The sequence below is a fragment of the Microvirga arvi genome, assembly GCF_016892765.1.
Classification (GTDB): domain Bacteria; phylum Pseudomonadota; class Alphaproteobacteria; order Rhizobiales; family Beijerinckiaceae; genus Microvirga; species Microvirga arvi.
This window is the reverse complement of record NZ_JAFEMD010000043.1, coordinates 27,657-42,653: the sequence shown is the minus strand read 5'-3', so window position 1 is coordinate 42,653 and position 14,997 is coordinate 27,657. Positions and strand designations below refer to the sequence as shown.

19 protein-coding genes and 2 pseudogenes are annotated in these 14,997 nt (G+C 64.8%); 4 read left to right on the top strand and 17 right to left on the bottom strand.

Translation table 11 applies throughout. The annotated features are described in order from the left end of the window. Positions 1-160: 160 nt before the first annotated feature. The 11 genes from ILT44_RS21870 to ILT44_RS21820 form a co-directional block, all read right to left on the bottom strand. Positions 161-490, bottom strand: a complete 330-nt coding sequence (locus tag ILT44_RS21870; protein ID WP_204241727.1) for a cupin domain-containing protein — start codon at positions 488-490, stop codon at positions 161-163. 180 nt (positions 491-670) lie between these two features. Continuing rightward, a complete protein-coding gene (locus ILT44_RS21865; protein WP_204241726.1) occupies positions 671-1,084 on the bottom strand; it encodes a response regulator transcription factor in 414 nt (137 codons plus the stop codon). A gap of 69 nt (positions 1,085-1,153) precedes the next feature. Beyond that, complete coding sequence (gene fixJ / locus ILT44_RS21860) at positions 1,154-1,786, bottom strand: response regulator FixJ (protein WP_204241725.1); 633 nt, start codon at positions 1,784-1,786, stop codon at positions 1,154-1,156. Further along, positions 1,779-3,317, bottom strand: a complete 1,539-nt coding sequence (locus ILT44_RS21855; protein WP_239468436.1) for a PAS domain-containing sensor histidine kinase — start codon at positions 3,315-3,317, stop codon at positions 1,779-1,781. Before ILT44_RS21855 ends, fixJ begins: the two co-directional genes overlap by 8 nt. Before the next feature lie 201 nt (positions 3,318-3,518). Next, positions 3,519-3,971: a Fur family transcriptional regulator Irr gene (irr, locus tag ILT44_RS21850; RefSeq protein WP_204241724.1), complete on the bottom strand. Its 453-nt coding sequence runs from the start codon at positions 3,969-3,971 to the stop codon at positions 3,519-3,521. Further along, the gene (bfr, locus tag ILT44_RS21845) at positions 3,964-4,458 is read right to left on the bottom strand and encodes a bacterioferritin (RefSeq protein ID WP_204241723.1); all 495 of its coding nucleotides are present in this window, start codon (positions 4,456-4,458) and stop codon (positions 3,964-3,966) included. Before bfr ends, irr begins: the two co-directional genes overlap by 8 nt. After that, positions 4,448-4,762, bottom strand: a complete 315-nt coding sequence (locus ILT44_RS21840) for a (2Fe-2S)-binding protein (RefSeq protein ID WP_204241722.1) — start codon at positions 4,760-4,762, stop codon at positions 4,448-4,450. The genes bfr and ILT44_RS21840 overlap by 11 nt, the downstream gene beginning before the upstream one ends. Before the next feature lie 219 nt (positions 4,763-4,981). After that, positions 4,982-5,242, bottom strand: a complete 261-nt coding sequence (locus ILT44_RS21835; protein WP_204241721.1) for a hypothetical protein — start codon at positions 5,240-5,242, stop codon at positions 4,982-4,984. A 185-nt stretch (positions 5,243-5,427) separates the two neighbouring features. Next, the gene (locus tag ILT44_RS21830) at positions 5,428-5,835 is read right to left on the bottom strand and encodes a hypothetical protein (protein ID WP_204241720.1); all 408 of its coding nucleotides are present in this window, start codon (positions 5,833-5,835) and stop codon (positions 5,428-5,430) included. 37 nt (positions 5,836-5,872) lie between these two features. After that, entirely contained in the window at positions 5,873-6,295 is a 423-nt protein-coding gene (locus tag ILT44_RS21825; RefSeq protein WP_201861275.1) for a hypothetical protein, read from the bottom strand. A gap of 7 nt (positions 6,296-6,302) precedes the next feature. Beyond that, entirely contained in the window at positions 6,303-7,127 is an 825-nt protein-coding gene (locus ILT44_RS21820) for a TIGR02587 family membrane protein (protein WP_239468435.1), read from the bottom strand. Between the two features lie 240 nt (positions 7,128-7,367). Here ILT44_RS21820 and ILT44_RS21815 point away from each other — a divergent pair, with 240 nt between their 5' ends. Beyond that, complete coding sequence (locus ILT44_RS21815; protein WP_204241718.1) at positions 7,368-7,982, top strand: YitT family protein; 615 nt, start codon at positions 7,368-7,370, stop codon at positions 7,980-7,982. Positions 7,983-7,994: 12 nt separating this feature from the next. Here the strand turns inward: ILT44_RS21815 and ILT44_RS31060 are convergent. The 3 genes and pseudogenes from ILT44_RS31060 to ILT44_RS21795 all read right to left on the bottom strand — a co-directional run bounded on the left by ILT44_RS31060 (position 7,995) and on the right by ILT44_RS21795 (position 9,688). Beyond that, a pseudogene (locus ILT44_RS31060) lies at positions 7,995-8,528 on the bottom strand (DUF488 domain-containing protein). Positions 8,529-8,534: 6 nt separating this feature from the next. Next, a complete protein-coding gene (locus ILT44_RS21800; RefSeq protein WP_204241716.1) occupies positions 8,535-8,975 on the bottom strand; it encodes a PAS domain-containing protein in 441 nt (146 codons plus the stop codon). A 110-nt stretch (positions 8,976-9,085) separates the two neighbouring features. Beyond that, the gene (locus tag ILT44_RS21795; RefSeq protein ID WP_204241715.1) at positions 9,086-9,688 is read right to left on the bottom strand and encodes a DUF2231 domain-containing protein; all 603 of its coding nucleotides are present in this window, start codon (positions 9,686-9,688) and stop codon (positions 9,086-9,088) included. A 287-nt stretch (positions 9,689-9,975) separates the two neighbouring features. Here ILT44_RS21795 and ILT44_RS21790 point away from each other — a divergent pair, with 287 nt between their 5' ends. Further along, positions 9,976-11,712 (top strand): catalase family protein, encoded by a 1,737-nt coding sequence (locus ILT44_RS21790; protein ID WP_204241714.1) that lies wholly within the window; start codon positions 9,976-9,978, stop codon positions 11,710-11,712. A 16-nt stretch (positions 11,713-11,728) separates the two neighbouring features. Here the strand turns inward: ILT44_RS21790 and ILT44_RS21785 are convergent. Next, positions 11,729-12,070 (bottom strand): annotated as a pseudogene (locus ILT44_RS21785) (carbon starvation CstA family protein); the annotation flags it as partial. Positions 12,071-12,241: 171 nt separating this feature from the next. Between ILT44_RS21785 and ILT44_RS21780 the strand changes: the two are divergent. Both ILT44_RS21780 and ILT44_RS21775 read left to right on the top strand, forming a co-directional pair. Next, on the top strand, positions 12,242-12,877 hold the full coding sequence (locus ILT44_RS21780) for a hypothetical protein (protein ID WP_204241712.1): 636 nt from the start codon (positions 12,242-12,244) through the stop codon (positions 12,875-12,877). 45 nt (positions 12,878-12,922) lie between these two features. After that, a complete protein-coding gene (locus ILT44_RS21775) occupies positions 12,923-13,213 on the top strand; it encodes a DUF6522 family protein (protein ID WP_201861268.1) in 291 nt (96 codons plus the stop codon). A 39-nt stretch (positions 13,214-13,252) separates the two neighbouring features. Here the strand turns inward: ILT44_RS21775 and ILT44_RS21770 are convergent, their stop codons facing one another. Together ILT44_RS21770 and nirK are read right to left on the bottom strand one after the other, a co-directional pair. Next, positions 13,253-13,651, bottom strand: coding sequence for a hypothetical protein (locus ILT44_RS21770; protein WP_204241711.1), 399 nt, complete (start codon positions 13,649-13,651; stop codon positions 13,253-13,255). Between the two features lie 152 nt (positions 13,652-13,803). Beyond that, positions 13,804-14,901, bottom strand: coding sequence for a copper-containing nitrite reductase (gene nirK, locus ILT44_RS21765; RefSeq protein WP_204241710.1), 1,098 nt, complete (start codon positions 14,899-14,901; stop codon positions 13,804-13,806). Positions 14,902-14,997 lie beyond the last annotated feature (96 nt).

Genomic DNA, 14,997 nt, shown 5'->3' with positions numbered 1-14,997 from the left:
CAAGCCACCCGATCCACACGCTTTGCCTCAAGCCCTCCAGGTCGTCGCTCACGCCAAGGAGGTCTCGCATCCAGACACAGGTCGGGTAGTGGGACCTCGCACCCGTCGACAGCCCAAGCAGCGGCGCATCCCAGGGTGCAAGGCTCAAGGGTGTCCTGCCTCACCGGCCGAACAGGATCGTGAGCAGCAGGGACGAGTTCTCAAGCCCCTTGAGGGAATGCCTGATGCCGCCGTCGAGGTAGATCCACTGGCCTGCGGACATCTCCACGCTGGTGTCGGGGAGGCCCAGCAGAACGCGCCCTTCCAGGCATTGCAGGGTGATCGGGCCCGGAACTTCATGGGGCGCGATGTCTCGGCCCGTCGGGATCACCAGCCGGATCGCCTCGAACGCGTCTGTCTTCACCAAGGCGGTTGTTTTCGCCCCCGCCAGCCTCTCCCCGAGCGGCTGCAGGTTGACGACGTCACCGGACTTCACGTGGTTCAACGCCATGCTGCTCTTCCTTCCATCTTGCGAACCGCCGCCACCTCCTGCCCTGCGCCGGCAGGCAACTTCTAGATGGCGAACATCCTGCTTCTGGGGATACCTCGTTGAGTGGATCGACAAAGTCGGTGGACCGGAATGGTCGTCGCCAACCAAGCTCACCAAAGCGCCTGTCCGCTCCTGATGCGCCTATACCGAAATCACCAGCGCGCGCTGGATCCCTTCAAGCAGCGAATTGTCCTCCAGGGGCTTTTCCAGCACTTGGCGGAACCCCGAGCGGAGGGCCCGCTCCCGCACGGCCGGGGAGGATCTGGCGGTGACCAGGAGCGCCGGCAGATCAACATGCCTCTGCCGCAGGCGCTTCAGCAGGGTGATTCCATCCATCCCGGGCATGGCGTAGTCCACGACCAGGCACCCGCTTCGGGGAAGGGCGGGGTCCGCCAGAAGCCGCTCGCCGCTCTCGTAGACGTGCACCTCCAGCCCCTCCTGCTCCAGGGCGAACTTCAGCGACTGCCGAACGGCCTCGTCGTCCTCAATGACGAGAATGATGGGTCCTGAGGTTGTCGGCAGGATGGGGTCTCGGTGCTGCATTGTCCTTGGCATACCGCGTCCTGCAAAATTCAGGATTGATCTGCCTCAACGGGCGCCTGGCGGATCATTCAGGAATTTCCCTTAAGGAGCGGGCGCCTGAATGCCTGAATCGACGCCGGCCTGCAGCGCCATGCGCACCAGCTCCGACAGGCTGCCGGCCTGCATCTTGGTCATGACGTTGGCCCGGTAGATCTCCACCGTCCGAGGGCTGATGTCGAGATCGTAGCCGATCACCTTATTGGCTTTGCCGGCCACGAGGCCCTCCAGGACCTGGCGCTCACGCTCCGAGAGACCGTCAAGACGGGCCTGGAGCTCGGCCGCCTGCGCATCGCGCTCGGCGAGCCGCTCCCGAACCTGCAGGGCTGAGCGGACGGCGGCCAGGAAGAGGTCGTCGTCAAACGGCTTCTCGATGAAGTCGAGCGCTCCCTCCTTCATGGCCTCCACCGCCATCGGCACGTCGGCGTGGCCCGTCATCACGATCACCGGGATGCCGAAGCCCTGTCCCCTGAGATGGCGCAGGAACTCGATGCCGTCCATGCCTGGCATGCGCACGTCCGTCACGATGCAGCCGGACGGGGCCGCTACCGTCTCCAGGAAGGCTGACGCGGATTCGTGCAGGCGCACGGGCAGGCCCTCCGAGGCCAACAGAAACGACAACGACTGCCGCACCGCGAGGTCGTCATCGACCACATGGACAATCGTTTCGTTAGGCATGAGCCATTTCCTCCTGATCCACCGTGCGCAGGCTGAACCTGAACGTCGTCCCGTGGCCCGGCTCCGACTCAACCGTGATCTTGCCGCCGTGCGACTCGATGATCGTGCGGCAGATGGAAAGCCCAACTCCCATGCCATGTTCCTTGGTGGTCACGAAGGGTTGGAAGAGCTGGGCCGCGACCTCGGGGGCGATGCCGGTGCCCGTGTCGCGCACGAGGATCTCGACCAGGCCATCTCTTGGCTGCGTCTCCGTCTCGATGCCGAGCTCACGTCGGGGGAGCCCCTCCATGGCCTCAATGGCGTTGCGGATCAAGTTAAGCAGCACCTGCTGGATTTGAATGCGGTCGGCCAGCACAAACTGTGCGTTGGGATCGAGCCGGAAATCCACACGCACGCCCTTCTCCTTGGCGCCGATCAGCGCCAGGGCGCTCGCCTCCTCGATAAGCTTCGGCAGGTGCTCAATGTGGCGCTCGGTCTCCCCTCGGGCCACGAACTCGCGCAGGTGGCGGATCACCTGACCGGCGCGCAGGGCTTGGTCGGCCGCCTCGTTGATGGCGTCCCGCAGCATCGGCACCTGGTCCCCTTCCATGCGCTGCAGAATGCGGCGACAACCTTTCAGGTAGTTGGTGATGGCTGTGAGCGGCTGGTTGATCTCGTGCGCCAAGGTGGAGGCCATCTCGCCCAAAGCTGTGAATCGTGACATGTGCACGAGCTCGGACTGAAGCTCCTGCAGCCGCGATTCTGTCTGCTGGCGCTCGGTCAGGTCCCGGATGAAGCCGGTGAAGTACCGAATGCCCTCGGAACGCATCTCACCAACGGCCAGCTCCATGGGGAATGTCGAGCCGTCCTTGCGCAAGCCCACGACCACACGGCCGATGCCGATGATGCGGCGTTGTCCGGTCGAGAGGTATCGGTGCATGTAGCCGTCGTGCTGGGTGCGGTAGGGCTCCGGCATCAGGATGCTGACATTCCGCCCGATGACCTCGCCCGGCTCGTAGCCGAACTGGCGCACGGCCGCGGCGCTGAAGGATTGGATCCCGGCCTGCTCGTCAATGACTATCATGGCGTCCGGCACGGTCTCCAGGATCGAGCGCAGATGCGCCTCACGAGCTTTCAGCGCTTGCTCGGCGGCAACCCGCTCGGTGATGTCCCGGACGACCCTGGCATAGCCCTGCACCGTGCCGGCCTCGTCCCGCAGCGGGGCCACCGTGACATGGGCGACATAGCGCGAGCCATCCCTGCGCAGGCGGATGCCCTCCTCGCAGTACCGGCCGGTCTCCTGCGCAATGGCGAGCACTCGTGCAGGCTTGCCGTCCGCCACCTCCTCCGGCAGGAAGAACATCGAGAAATGGCGCCCCAGAACTTCGTTCTCACGCCAGCCGCTGATCTGTTCGGCGCCGGCGTTGAAGCTCATGATGCGGCCGTCCAGGTCGAGGACGACAAGGGCGATGTCACCGATGGCATCGATCAGGAGATCGGCGGTCACCGGGGGCGCCAAACGACGCCCGCCGTCTCCGGCAGTGTGCTGCAAGACGTGCTCCAAATGGCTGCGGCAGTGCTCTATATAGACGGTCTGCTGGTCATTCCAAAGCGCCCGCGCCGTGGCAGGGTTCATTGAGCGTAGAAGTAGGCTTTCCAGCCCGGAAGTCTGCGGTCTTCCCGCCTCAGGCTTGGGGCGGCACTGCTGGCGTGTCAGCCCCATGGCCACTGAGCCCGGAGCGGTGCCGCGAGCTCATCTGCGGAGCCGCACGATCACGTCAACCCGTTCGATCTCATATCCCTCGGGGGCAGGGGGCAACCCGGTCACGCTCATGGTCGCGGAGGGAATGTCGATGATCTCCTCGTCCCCCTCAATCAGGAAATGGTGATGATCCGTCAAGTCGGTGTCGAAGTAGGTCTTGCGGCCCTCGGCCGCGATCTGCCGCACGAGCCCCGCATCCGTGAACTGCTTCAGAGTGTTGTAGACCGTTGCAAGGGAGACTGGCACCCGCGCCTTCTGGGCCTCGGCAAACAGTGTCTCGGCCGTTAAATGACGGTAGCCTCTGCCGAAGAGGAGCCATCCGAGACAGATACGCTGCCGGGTCGGGCGCAGCCCCGCCCTGCGGAGTCTGACCCGCACCTGCGCCAAGGGGCAGCCGAGACCGGGATGGGCCGCAGTGCGGAGGTCCGGCGCCGGCTCAGCCATCGGCCTCGTCCTTCCCCAGGCCGCCGATATGCTTCTGGGCATAGAGCTCGATGCCGATCTGCTCGACGAGGTTGAGCTGGGTTTCGAGGAAGTCGATATGGCCCTCCTCGTCCGTCATCAGCTCCTCAAAGAGGTTCTTCGACACCCGGTCGCCGATGCTGTCGCAATAAGCGGCCGCCTCGCCGTAGAGGTTGCGGGCCTCGTATTCCGCCGCGAGGTCGGATTCGAGGATCTCCTGGATGTTCTGGCCGATGCGCAGGGGGTCGAGCACCTGCAGGTTGGCAAAGCCTTCGAGGAAAATGATGCGCTCGATGAAGCGGTCCGCGTGGTGCATCTCCTCGATGGATTCCTTGCGCCAGGTCTTCGCAAGTTCCTTGTAGCCCCAATCGTCGAGTAGACGGTAATGCAGCCAGTACTGGTTGACCGCCGTCAGCTCGCTGTGCAGGCCGCGATTGAGATACCCGATTGCCTTGGGATCACCCTTCATGGCCCTGCCTCCGTGCGGAGCCAATGATGGTAGCGCGCCGCCGCCATCTCTCAAGCTTCGGCGGTTCGTTCGAGTTGGCCCGCCGGGTCATCGGGCAGTCCGTTGCGCAGTCGGCCGTGCAGGCGTGGTTCTGGGCTAGTTCCTGATCCATGATCGAGCGGATCGTGGTGGCGCAGCGCCCGCATTGAGGGCCGCAGCCGAGATCGCGGTATACCTGGGCAGGCGTGCGGGGGCAGGCCGGGCCGGGGTTGAGGCAGGAGCGCACCTCACCATCCGAGAAGACATTGCACGAGCAGACGATCATGGGAAACCCCAGTTTGGACTTCTTCTAAATGGCAGCTTCTATCAATGCCTCAGCCTGATCCGGCCCACCTTGGCCACTCCGGGATGTCACCGTGGGAGAGGCGGTAGGATGCGCAGCCCTGTATGCCGAGGTGGGTGTGCGTCACCGGGCGTGAGCCGGGATCCCCGGCTTGCCTGATGGTTCCTGATGGGGCTCAGTCCGAGGGATGTGTGTGCCCTGTCATGCGGCCAGCGCGTCCGGCCTGTCCGCAGCCTGGGCGGCGGAGACCTCTTCGGGAGGGCCAAGCCGTCCGCTTCGGGCCGCTGCCATCCAGGCGCGGAGCAGTCCGGCATCCGGCCGGATAAAGCCTGCGCGCCGCTTCAGAGCGTCAAAGGAGTCGTCCGGGTGGCAAGCCTCATAGGCCCGGCGGGCCAGGTTCTCGATGACGGCATTGCTTGCCGCTGGTTGGATCAGGGACTGGTGCTGGGTGGCAGGTGTCATCGTGAGGAACTCCGCTTCATGCCGCCGGAGAGTGCCGTGGAACGAGGCGGTTTTCCTTGCGCTAGCACAATCTTTCGATGACTGCCGCAGCCGCTCATGTGCTCTGGTGAGGCGCAAGGCGTGCCGGCCCCGATTGAGAGGCGCGGGTACGCGTCACGTCGCGCCGCCTCAGGCACCATTGGAAATCAGCCCCGCGCCATCACCATGCAGTCCAGCACTGCCCGTAATGACAGGCGGCGGCGACAAGCACGAAGGCGTGCCAGATCGCTTTGTGGAAGCGCAGTCCCTCCCATAGGTGAAAGACCACGCCCGCCGTGTAGAGGATGCCGCCCAGGACCAGCAGGCCGCGGGTCGAACCGCCGCAGGATCCATTTGACTGGGGAGACCGGCCACAGATTGTAGACAGCGGAGATGACGAGCACCGCCAGCAGGCCGACGCCATAGTTCGCCACTGATGTCAGCTCCCAGGCGCCGACCGTGGGCGCGGCGAGGATCAATAGGGCGATCACGGCGACGAGACCGCCAACAACCCCCAGCGCGTGAACGACCCCGTCCGCCAGGATCTCATGCATGTCGTAGTCCCACCTGATCATCGCGTCTCCTGCCGATTGCGGCCTTGATGACGTCCGGTCAGGGCGTGGTGAAGCCTGTGGCGCGCACAGCGAGGGAGCCGGAGCGCGGTTCATAGGTAAAGAACAGCCCGCCCTGCCGCTCGGAATGCCCGGGTATATAGTCGAGGACCACCCGGCTGGTTTCGGTATCCGCGCCTGCCTTGGACACTGTTCCTTCGATCTCCACCTGCGCGGCGGCCTCGCCGGCGGTGTTGCGCGCCAGGAAGAGAACCCGATAGCCACCCTCCACCGGCGCCACTGTGTCGACCTCGACGATGATCTCGGGCGGCGTGGTGGCACCGTTGAATACTTGCCATCCAATGACGCCGAAGATGCCGAGAACGAGGAACAGCCCGATGCCGGAGGCGGCCCATTCGAGCCATGGCACCTGTTGCTCTGCCTTCGCTGTCTGGATCTCGCCTGCCTTGTGTTCCCGGTTCACCACAGTCTCACACCACCAGCCGCGCCGTTGCGGCGCCGAGCGATGCTGGGAAGCCCAGCACCACCAGCATATTCGCCATCTCGGCCACAGAGACCCCGTCAGTCCGTCCGAAGCTCCAGAGCACGTAGAGGCTCACCAGCAGGGCGACGCCGTAGCCGGTCAGGGTGAAGTGCAGGAAGGTCGACAGGAATGTCCCGCCCTCGGGCCGGCCCTCCTGACCGGAGAACCCGATGCTGTAGACGAAAACGTGCAGGAGCAGCATAGACAACACGCCCAGGGCCAAGGCGTGCCACGGCGTCATCTGAAAGGCGATCAGGATCATCTCCTCCGTCGGGGCCATGTTGAAGGCCAGGAACAGCGCGCCTGCCAGCATGAGGAAGAGCTCGCCCGCATAGCCCGCCTCGCGCTTGCGCTCCTCCTCCGCATCCATGTCCTGCTCATCCCCGAGCTGCTTGCGTCCGAGCATTGCGCCGATGCTCGCCGGCACACTCTGCAGCGCCACCCGTCCGACGATGTCGCCCCAGCTCATGTCGAAGGTGATCACCGCAAGCACCACCAGCAGCACCGCGGACGTGATCACGCCGACCCCGAGGGCGGCGAATGCGTCCATGGCGTCCTCTTTGAGACTGAAGGTCTTCTCGAAGCCGGAGAAGTAGGAGAGGCCGATGAGCAGCACGAGGGTGAAGACCATGAGCAGGAGCAGACGGCCGCGGCCCATCGAGAAGCCGAGCGACCACATCTCCATGGTCATCAGCAGCGGGATGCCGAAGATGATCGCCCCGCCGAAGGCGCGCGCCAGGCCTATGGCGTAACGTTCGCTCGTCACTCGCATCCTGCTCCTTGTGTTAGCTCACACGTTCCATATTCCCGCCCAATCCAGCAGCGTAAGCTTGGCTAAAGGGGGAACCCGCCGTCCCGTGCCGAGTTCCCGGCGTCCGGCGCCGCTGACCTGAAATGCGCCCGACGGAGCAGACAATCGTGTCGGTCCTTGCTTCTCGTCAAAGAGACTTGGCGGAAAGCCGGATACGTCCTGAAACCCACCGGGCAAGAGGTCAGAAACAAGGGGAACACCGTGACGGATCTGGTCATGGCGAGCATGCATCGCCCTCACGAGGATGTGGCCGCCATCCTGACGGGCACCTTGATGGTGGCGCTCGGGGTTACTTTCTTGAGCACCGCCGGCCTGCTGACCGGAGGCACGGCGGGCCTCGCCCTTCTTCTGGGGCAGACAACCGGGTTCGGGTTTGGAGCTGCCTTCTTCACCGTCAATCTTCCGTTCTACTACCTCGCCGTCAAAAGAATGGGCTGGAAGCTCGCAGTGAGGACCTTTCTGGCCGTCCTCCTGGTTTCCCTGCTCTCAAAGCTGACGGCCTCTTCGGTCAGCATGGGCCATCTCGACCCGATCTTTGCCGCGGTCGCCGGCGGAGCACTCACCGGGATCGGACTTCTAATCCTCTTCCGCCACCGGGCAAGTTTGGGCGGCATCAACATCCTGGCGCTGTACCTGCAGGAGCGCCACAACCTGAGGGCTGGATACGTCCAGTTGGCCCTCGACGCGTTGATCCTTCTTTCGTCCCTGTTTGTCCTCGCGCCGGACAGGTTCGTGTTGTCGCTGCTCGGAACCTCCGTGCTCAACCTTGTGCTCGCGACGAACCACAGGCCCGGCCGTTACACCGGCGTCAGCTGAGGTTGCCCGGTTTCATTCCGAGGCGGGATAGGTGATCCGGCCGGTGGACGGCCGGGCCCTGGGCGTGAGCGCCGCCGGCCCGATCTTGCCGGGGCCGAGGATGTGAAACACGAGGTGCTCAGAGGCGAGCAGGTAGTCGGCGATGATCCGGCGGTGGCAGCGCCGCAACACCGCCTCGGCGCACATGATCGCCGTGACGCTCCGGCCGCCGAGGCCGGTCAGGCGGTCGAACCCCGCGCGGAACCGGCTCGTCAGGGCGTTGTCGGCATAGTTCCGGAAACTCGTGTTCTCCTAGAAGCCGTTGGGGGGATGGCTCTGCCAGACGCTGCCTGCCGCGCAATCCGCCGAGCTCGGCAATGTGCTCGTACCCGATCTGGTAGTCGGCAAGGCTGTCGGGCAGGGCATCCCGGTTGAACTGCGGATTCGTCCGGAGCGCGGAACCGTTCGGACATCCACCACAAGACCGACCTTCGCCTCGCGGAGGAGGTCCACGAACTCCGGAATGGTTCGGGTGGAGTGCCCGATGGTGTAGAACGGGTTTGCCATGCGATTTCAGTGGGGGCTCGGTGGTACGCTTGCTTCCGCCAGCTTCTGCTTCAGGGCTCTGATTTCCTCGAACCGGCTGGTCACGTCCCGCATCACCGCGGCGAGGCCCTGCATTTGTCCCTGCTCATCCTTGAGCGGCACGATGGTGAACTCCAGTGAGATGCGTTGCCCGTCCTTGCGGATGCCCGGCACCGACAGCAGATCGCCTGCGCCGTAATGGCTCTCGCCGGTAGCCATGACGCGGTGGAAGCCCTCCCAATGGCGCGGGCGCAGGCGGTCCGGGATGATGAGGTCGAGTGATTGGCCCAACGCCTCGTCGGCGCGGTGGCCGAAGATACGCTCCGCGCCAGGGTTCCACACCTGGATGATCCCATCCCGGTCGGTTGCCACCACCGCGTCGGCGGCGGCCGTAAGGATCGCGTCGGCAGCAAGTCGGGTCAGATCCATTCGGCAACCTTGGTTCTGCCCCCAGTCACATCGAACCGTGGGGCATGATCATTTCACTGGCGGCACCTCGGGCCCAGGTCTGGTCGGCCTGCTGCCACTTGGGACAGAGCCTAGCCTACGGCTGGCTCCCGGTAGGCGGGCGCATGCTCCTGAAATCTCGGGACGATCTCCCCTTGCGCCATCTCCTGGGCGGTGTGTCTGAGCGCATAGCCGACGTTGGACGCAGACGTGCGTGCGGCCCTCCCAAACCCGTCGTGAGGCATCTCGGGCGTCCGCTCCGGCTCGATCCCATCGGCAGGGGTCACGCCGACGCCATGCGTGTAAACCATTCGGCCGCCAAGATAGCCCGAGTACGTCACAAGGGCGGCCCCGGCGAGGCCTGCCAACAGGTAGCCAGCGCTGGGCCGCCGGCTGCGGGCACGGATCACTGCCAAACCCACTGACAGTGCCAGCAGGCCGATGTTGAGCGTGCGATGGGTGACCAAGATATCATGGGAGGCATCGTTGGTCCTGACCGCCTCCTGCGCGGCAAAGCCTGCGATGCCGGTAGCGGCGACACTGGCCGCCGCTACCGGCATCAGCTGGCGCCCCATCTCCATCAGCGAGTCGTTGTCGGTGAGCCGCCCGATCAGATCGGCCGCCACGGCGGTGGGCAGCAGGGCCACCGGGAAATGGGCAAGGGCGGGATGGACTTCGTGAACGCGCATCGGCATCGCAAATCTCACCGTCAGAGAGAATGCCTCTTTGTCAGGAGAACGACCGTTGGTGTCTCTCCTCCAAAGTGGCGGATGTGGCATTGATCCAGAACCGTCTGTCCTGAGGCCGCCTGCATCGTCAATTGCCGGCCGCAGCACAGGTTCCGGCACCACATGCAACGCGAGTGACCATCCCTCCGAATAGCGAAGCTGGAACGGTCGAGGCGTCTTTCGATTGGACGTTAAAGCGCAAGGCCCACGGGTGGCCCTCGGCAACACCCGCACTGTTACGGTAAGGATTTGCCATGCCACAGCCCGCACGCGACAGAACCAACGCAACTTCCACCGGATCTGCGGCAGGGACCGGGAGGCGCTCCGGCCGGCATTCGCGGCATTCGTCCGCAGACATCGTTCTAGATGCCTTGGCGGGCGCGGCCGCAGGAGTGGCGGCTGTCTGGGTAATGGACCGCATCGACTGGTTCAACTTCCGGCGCGGCCTCGACAACAGGCGGACACGCCAGCAGACCCAGCAGGCTCGCCCCGGCGGCATGGATCCGGCCCAAGTTCTGGCCGCGGAAACGGCAGACCAGGCTGGACTTGTCCTGACCCGGCGCCAGCGCGATACAGCTGGTCTCATCGTGCATTACGGGCTGGGGATGGTGCCCGGGGCGCTGTATGGTGCCCTGCGCGGGCGCGTCGCCTACCTCGATGCAGGCAGGGGCAGCCTCTTCGGGCTGGGCATGTTCCTGATCAAGGACGAGGGGATGAACGCCGCTCTGGGCCTGTCCGGCCGTCCGCAGGATTATCCCTGGACCGCCCATGCCCGCGGACTTGTCGCTCATTTGGCCTATGGGCTTGTGACTGACGCCCTCTGCCGGATTGTCAGTGAACCCTCTGGCATTCGCGACGCGCGGCTGCCCGCTGGAAGAGGCTTTGCCTCAGGCCAGCCCAAGGCAAAGCCCTCCCTCGTCCGCTACCGCGACGATGTGGAGGATGTCGAGCCGGACGAGCAGGAGACCTTCGACAGGATCATCGAGGCGATGGCTGGCGGCGGCCGGATCACACGGGAGCGCTATGGACGCTCCGTGCGCACGTCCCATGCAAAAGCGCATGGCATCCTCAAGGGGGAACTGCGGGTTCTGGAGGATCTGCCTCCCGAGTTGCGCCAGGGGCTGTTTGCCGAGCTGCGGACCTACCCGGTCGTGGTGCGCCTTTCCCATGTGCCTGGCGAGTTCCTGGACGACCGCCGGGTGTCCACACCACGTGGCATGTCCCTCAAGATCATCGGTGTCGAAGGCGAGATGCTGCCCGGCCATCAGCGTGAGGTGACCCAGGACTGGGTGCTCGACACCGGCAAGGTCTTCATTGCACCCACCGCCAAGGTGTTCCTGGCCCAGATCACCGCGACCGAGATGGCGATGCCGCTGCCGGAAGGGGTGAAGCAAGCCGTCTCGGCCTCATCACGCGCGGCCAATGCGGCGCTCAACGCCGTCGGACTGGACAGCGCCAACCTCGATTTCTACGGCCATCCGTTCAACCATCCCTTGGCGGAGGCCTATTACAGCCAATGCCCGTTCCGTTATGGCGACTACATCGCCAAGCTGCGGGTCAGGCCCACCATGCCCCGCCTGCATGAGTTGCGGCAAGCCGGCTTCACACCCGCCGATGAGGACGGCCTGCGCACGGCGGTCGTGGAATACTTTCGCGACAATCCGGCGGAGTATGAGGTTGGCATCCAGCTCTGCACCAACCTGGAGCGCATGCCGGTGGAAAATGCCAATGCCGAGTGGCCCGAGGACGAGAGTCCGTACTGGCCGGTCGCCCGCCTAGTCCTGCCGCCGCAGGAGGCCTTCGATGCCGCACGCCGGGCTTTGGATGAAGATCTGCTCTTCTGCCCCTCGCACAGCCTGTCCGCTCACCGCCCGCTTGGTTCCATCATGCGTGCCCGGCTGAAGGCATATGAGGTCCGGGGCAATGCACGCCGCAAGGAGAATGGCCGCTCTGCAAAGGAGCCGCGGAGCATCGAGGAAATCTCGATCTAAAGGCGATCTGACGGTGGTATCCCATCTGGGCCGCGAGCACGAGACTGACGAGGGGGCCGGCGCCGATGATGGCGGCGAAGTGACGACCGAACAGCACGTAGCGGTTGGTGGGCACGTAATCGAGCCCGTCGTTGTGCCGGACCGCCGGGGTCTCGCACTCCGGGTCGAGCTGCATGACACGTCTGGCGATGAAGAGCGAGTAGTAGCGGCAGGTGATCAGGTAGGTGGCGATGGCCGCTACCACGATCCAGAGCGCGTTGACGTGCTCGCCGCGCTCGACGGCGATTAGCGCCAGGGCGAATGCGCCGAGAAGCCCGATGAGAACCCAAACAAGGTGAGAGCGAACGGAACCGACCATGGCCGCGTTCTCCGAGAGGCGCCGACGGGCTAGCCGTCTGCGATGATCTTCCCCAACGCCGGTGAGTGGGCGAAGTTCGGGAGCCGGCAATAGTCAGCCTGGTTGAGCCAGAGCAACGAGTAGGCCGCAGGACTGCGGTAACGACAAGGCTCAACTGATCAGGTGGTCCCGATGAATTATCCAAGCTTCTTCGACGAGGCGCCTCGCCTCACGCTGTACGATCCGTTGAGCGCCTTTCTCGGAGCCACCGAGGACGGACTGGTCGAGTACAGCTATCTCGATGCCGTCAAACTGGCCGGGCATTCCTGCCCGACCCTGGCCGGCGCCTATCTGATGACGTTGCGGGCGCTCAGGTGCCTGTACGGGAACGGGATTCCGGTGCGGGGCGAGATCGACGTCACGCTGAGCCAGGGCGCCTCCGAGGGTGTAGCCGGCGTGATGGCTTCGGCGGCCACCCTCCTGACCGGAGCGGCGGGCGAGGGCGGGTTCAAGGGGATCGCAGGACGGTTCGAGCGCCGTGACCGGCTCGCCTTCGGGAGCGATATCTGCGGGGAGATTCAGTTCACCCGTCGTGATACAAGCGAACGCGTCATCGCGAGCCTGAACGCCGCCGCCGTGCCGCTTCATGCTGATGCCAGACCGCTCTTCCAACGGGTTCTTGGCGGAGAGGCCTCCCCGGCGGAGGCCCAGGAGTTCCGCCGGCTGTGGCAGGACCGCGTCCGGCAGCTGCTGCTCGACCACGCCGACGATCCGGATGTGGTCCTGCTGACGCCCGTACCGGGCACAGCCTCCGCGTCGGCGACCTGACGAGACGGTGGCCCATGTCCGGCAGCATCAATGAAGGGAACTCTCATGCCCGAGATTGAGATCCAGGACGGCACGATCCAGGTTGATGCCTCGGTGCTCGGTGAGGGACTGGGCCTGGAGCCGTCGCACGTGCCGGAGCTGCTCCGCAGCGGGGCGATCACCAGTCGCTGCGAGCGCGGCATCGGCGAGGACGAGGGCCGTTTCCGGCTCACGTTCTTCCATGCCGGACGGCGGCTGCGCCTTGTGGTCGACGCGGCCGGGTGCATCCTGCAGCGCTCCAGCATCGATTATGGCGACCAGCCGCTGCCAGAGGCTCTGCGCAGGCCGGGCCGGTGAACTCTCTCTGACAGGCGCAATCGGCGCATGGGTTGCAGGTCAGCCCGCTTGGCCGCCACCCAGGTCAAGTCCTGCCGCACGGACCATGTCTTCGGCCCCGCGCATCGCCGCGGCCCTGATGTCCTCGAACAGCAGTGCGATTTCGTGGAAAACGCTTAGGTCCGCCTCGTCGGTCGACACGGTGTCCAACTCGCCGACGAGTTCGAGCAGCGCCCCGATGCGTTCCGCCTGGTGGCGGGCATCGAGGATCAGGCCGCGGAGCTGGCGCCGGCTCTCCAAGGCCTCGAACCGCTCCAGGGCTGCGTCAAGCTTACCGCGGCAGCGGCAGTCCAGGTCAAGGGTGTCCATGACAGCGCGCACGCGCGTCAGCAGCGGGGAGGGTTCGCATGGGGTGGCCGGGCCGGAAGCGCCGGCGATCTCGCGCAGGACAGGTTTCATCAACAGTCTCGGTTAGGTTCGGTGGAGGCGGTGTTTGCTTGTTCCCTCATGAAGACAGAGGACGGCCCTGGCTTCGTTGCCCTGGCGCAAAAACCCGAGATGCAAAAAGTCCGGGCCGGGCCCGGACTTTCCGTCGTTTGAAGCCGTTCCGGTCAATGACCGCCGGTCGACTGGGCCGACTTCTGCGGGTTGTAGTCCTTGAAGACCGTGGGGTTCTCGGGCCCCTCAACCTGCAGGATGCCGGCCAGACCGCGCTCGACGCGGCTCAGGGCATGGTCGACGAGGATGTAGTTGCCGGGAACCTCAACCTTGAAGTCCACCACGCTGGCGCCACCGGGCGGAGTAGTAATGGTCTGCACATCCTTCATCGGCGAGCTGAGCGAAGCCAATGGGTAAGCCTTGTCGAAGATCTCGCCGATCACGTGGAAGGACGAGGTGTAGTTCGGCCCACCTACGCCGAAGTAAATACGGACGGTCTCGCCGACCTTCGCCTTCAACGGGTTCTTCTTCAGGGCGTCCGCGCTGCCGTTGAAGATGAAGTACTCGGGACGTTCGCTGATCAGCTTCTCATAGCTTTCCCCTAAGTGCCCCTTCGTGCCGTGGGCTTGCTCGGTGTAGAGCTCACCCTGCATCACGTAGAACTCATGATCGACCTTCGGCAGACCTTCCTCCGGCTCCACCAGGATCAGGCCGTACATGCCGTTGGCAATGTGCTGGGCCACCATGGGAGTGGCGCAATGATAAACATACAGACCGGGGTTGAGCGCCTTGAACTCGAAGCCGCGGGTCTCGCCCGGAGCCGCCTCCGTGGCCTTGGCGCCACCGCCGGGGCCAGTGACCGCATGGAAGTCGACATTGTGCATCATGGCACTGTCTTCGGCGTTCTTCAGCTTGACCTCGACCGTGTCGCCGACCCGCACCCGGACGAAGGGACCGGGAACCTTGTTGTTGAAGGTCCAGTAGTGGTAGGTGGTGCCGTCATCGAGATGACCTGTCACTTCGGTGGTCTCGAAGTCGACCTTGACCCGCTGCGGGCCACGCTTGCCGATGGGACCAGGAAGATCGGAAGGCAGGCGCACCACGCTCACCGGGGCTGCCTCGGTCGCAACGTGGGCGTGCGTCGTGGCAGCCGCCACCTTGTCGCCTGCGTTGGCTGCGAGCGGGGCGCCGAGCCACGCCGCGGTGGCAAGGGCTAAAACAGCAGCGGTCGCAAGCAGCGGCCGGCGTCCCGGGATCTTCAGGGCCTTCATCTTCATCTCCTCTATGGGACCGCCTGGCGGATCGTTCTGGTCCGTCATCGGATGAAGACTTTGTACTCCTCAGCTTCCCAGCCTTATTTGCTGCAG